Here is a 3,194-nt window from a genome sequence, read left to right on the forward strand (position 1 = left end):
AGCAACCAAAAAACAACGGGGGGAGAGGGGAAGCTGGCCGGTCACCTGAGCCGCCCCACCCACCGGAATCCTCTGCACAAGGAGCAACACCATGATTGAAAAGATCAACCTCACCGGCCCCGCCGACCTGCTGGCGACCATCCCGCACCTGCTGGGCATCACGCCCTCGGAATCATTCGTGGTTCTCACCGCCAATGGCGGTGCCCTCGGTGCGAGCCTGCGGGTAGATGCACCCGAACACGTCGAGCCGGTCAACTACGCGCAGACGCTGACCAGCCACGCCGCCAACGATGACAAGGCAACGGCGTCCTATCTCGTCGTCTACACCGACGAGAACCAGGACAGCTACCCCTACGCCGCGCACGTCGCCGCGCTGGTGTCCGAGCTGGCCGCAGCCCGGATGCCCGTGCGCAACGTCTGGCTCGTGACCTCCACTCACTGGACGGAGTTCGGCGCGGACGAGGAGCACCCGCTGGAGCAGATCACCGACAGCGAAGCCAACGCGACGTTCACCTTCTTTGGCAGCGCCACGGACATCGACGTCTACAACCCCGCCCTGCTGGGCACGTGGGCCATGCCGGTGCAGGCACCCGAAGGCACGGAGGCGGACATTGAGGAAGCCTGCGCCGAGTGGGCGGCCGTGCTGGACGGCACCGGGACCCCCGACCACGACACGGCCCGGAGCATCGCGGGAGCCTTCCAGCACAAGATGGTCCGGGACTTCCTGTTCCGCGAGACCATCACCACCCAGAACGGCAACTTCGCCGACGTCATCCTCGGGACCTTCACCGGACGCCCGGACTGGAACCGGGTGGACCGGGCCCAGTCCATCGCGTTCGAGCTGATGAAGGCAGTCCCGGCAGGCCAGCGCGCACCGATGCTGGCCCTGATGGGGTGGCTGGAATGGCTCAAAGGCAACGGCACCCAAGCGGCCCGGTACCTCAAGCACGCGGACACGGACGCCCCCGGGTTCCGGCTGGCAGGGCTGCTGCTGGAACTGATCAACCGCGGCTCAGTCGCAGAGGTCGCCCGCGACCCGGAAACCTCCTACCAGCGCCACAACAACTAACCGGACAGGGCCGGGCCGGGATCACCACGAGATCCCGGTCCGGCCTTTTGCCGGTGGCGGGGCGGCCTCCCCCGCTGCGCTCCGCCGGCCGCCGGACGCTCGCGCGGGCGCAGCTCGGAACCCAGCTAGCGTGTAGAAACCACGGCTACAGTGAACCCCAGGAACACTGCACCGACCAGGAAGCGTGAGCATGGGAACCGAATACATCCTGACCGACGACGACAAGCCGGCGGCCGAGCCCAGCCTGGCTGAAGACGTCATCGAGATTCGCCTGCTCACCGCCGGCGAACCAACCGGGCCCGCGAACATCGGCTGGGCCCAGGAACACCACAACCTCTAACGACCAGGCAGCGAGACGCTGCCCACCCAAATTTCCTTTGCAGAGGGAAACGGCGAAAGGCCGGCACTTCGGTGCCGGCCTTTCCTCATGCCCGGGATTGTTCCAACACCCGGCGCCACAACAGGAACGCCGCCAGGGCATTCAGGGCGGTAATGAAGACATCGCCCGCTGCCGGCCGGGCAATCACAAGATCGAGAACTACCAGCGCCAGCGCCCCAGCTGCGGCAACGGTGAAAACGACGGCCAGGACCCGGAGGACCCGCGGGGAATCCAGCCCGGCACCGCGCCCCGCACGGACCGGGCGGCTATCACGCGGAACCGGCTCAGTCATGCCCTCACCCTACTCAGGAAGGGCATGCTCGCGGGGCTCGCACCCATTCGGGCGTCCGCTGGCGCGGCCGGCTGTTGGGTCCAGTGCTGTCCGTCGCAGGGCTCCGGCCTGCCCTGGCCCTGTCTTGTCTACGACGTCTTTTGGTTGCTGTCCTTCGGATTCTAGGCGTCCGCTCCACCCCGTCTAGCCCCTCCTTCGTCGGGGCCTGCGGTGCAGGAATTTCCCTCCGGCGCTCCTGCGTCGCTGATTTCCTCCGGGAATTTCCGGCACCTTGCCCTGCGGGTAGACAGGGCTCCGTCGGCCGCCGAGCAAGCGAGCTTGCCAGCAACCAAAAAACAACGGGGGGAGAGGGGAAGCTGGCCGGTCACCTGAGCCGCCCCACCCACCGGAATCCTCTGCAAAAGGAGCAACACCATGAACGCAATAACCACCAAGACGGTGACCACCCAGGACACCGGGGAAACCATCGACGGCGTGACCGTGCTGGGCGATTACCACGAGAACGGCGGCTACGACTGGATGGAACTCATCGGCGAACACGGCTGGGCCGTCATCCCCAGCTGGGGCAGTGACGGCTGGGACCTCGGCAACTGGCCCTACGTCATGGTCGCCGCCACCCGCACCGCTGACAGCATCGGGAACCTGTTCGGCGTCGCCACCTACTGCGAGGGAGACGTGAGCTGCACGTTCTACCGGACCAAGGCCCGCCAATGGGACGCGATCACCGAGCAGGCGTTCTTCCACTGGGTGAACGGCCAGGCCCACGGACCGGACGACCTGCCCGAAGCCGCCGCGGAACTTCCCAGCCGGTACCGGATGCCGTACATGGCCAACGTCGCCTAAACCGGCTGTTACCTTGCCGGGCGGAACCACCGCCCGGCAAGTGCCGCTCTAGCCGAAAGGTTCGGGCGGTCCGCCGCCGGTGGTTGGCTGTCGCTGGTGGTCACCGGCGGCGGACCGCCATTTCGGTGAAGGACCGCCGGTGGAACAGCCAGCGGGCCGGCCAGGCTAAGAGCGGGGCCGGCATGGGCGGATCCAGGGGGAGACGAAGCAAGGGGCATGCTCGCAGGGCTCGCACCCATTCGGGCGTCCGCTGGCGCGGCCGGCTGTTGGGTCCAGTGCTGTCCGTCGCAGGGCTCCGGCCCGCCCTGGCCCTGTCTTGTCTACGACGTCTTTTGGTTGCTGTCCTTCGGATTCTAGGCGTCCGCTCCACCCCGTCTAGCCCCTCCTTCGTCGGGGCCTGCGGTGCAGGAAATGTCCCTCCGGCGCTCCTGCGTCGCTGATTTCCTCCGGGAATTTCCGGCACCTTGCCCTGCGGGTAGACAGGGCTCCGTCGGCCGCCGAGCAAGCGAGCTTGCCAGCAACCAAAAAACAACGGGGGGAGAGGGGAAGCTGGCCGGTCACCTGAGCCGCCCCACCCACCGGAATCCTCTGCACAAGGAGCAACACCATGA

At 67.0% G+C, this 3,194-nt stretch carries 4 protein-coding genes; 3 read left to right on the plus strand and 1 reads right to left on the minus strand.

The features are described from left to right. Positions 1-91: 91 nt before the first annotated feature. Both ABIA70_RS21585 and ABIA70_RS21590 read left to right on the plus strand, forming a co-directional pair. Complete coding sequence (locus ABIA70_RS21585) at positions 92-1,069, plus strand: DUF4192 family protein (protein WP_354149641.1); 978 nt, start codon at positions 92-94, stop codon at positions 1,067-1,069. 184 nt (positions 1,070-1,253) lie between these two features. Beyond that, on the plus strand, positions 1,254-1,409 hold the full coding sequence (locus ABIA70_RS21590) for a hypothetical protein (protein ID WP_301231293.1): 156 nt from the start codon (positions 1,254-1,256) through the stop codon (positions 1,407-1,409). Positions 1,410-1,494: 85 nt separating this feature from the next. Here the strand turns inward: ABIA70_RS21590 and ABIA70_RS21595 are convergent, their stop codons facing one another. Continuing rightward, positions 1,495-1,740: a hypothetical protein gene (locus ABIA70_RS21595; protein WP_354149642.1), complete on the minus strand. Its 246-nt coding sequence runs from the start codon at positions 1,738-1,740 to the stop codon at positions 1,495-1,497. Positions 1,741-2,154: 414 nt separating this feature from the next. Here ABIA70_RS21595 and ABIA70_RS21600 point away from each other — a divergent pair, with 414 nt between their 5' ends. Further along, positions 2,155-2,583 carry a hypothetical protein gene (locus ABIA70_RS21600; RefSeq protein WP_354149643.1) on the plus strand — a complete coding sequence of 143 codons (429 nt, stop codon included), beginning with the start codon at positions 2,155-2,157 and terminating at the stop codon, positions 2,581-2,583. Positions 2,584-3,194: the final 611 nt, after the last annotated feature.

The organism is Arthrobacter sp. 754, assembly GCF_040548695.1.
Lineage (GTDB): Bacteria > Actinomycetota > Actinomycetes > Actinomycetales > Micrococcaceae > Arthrobacter.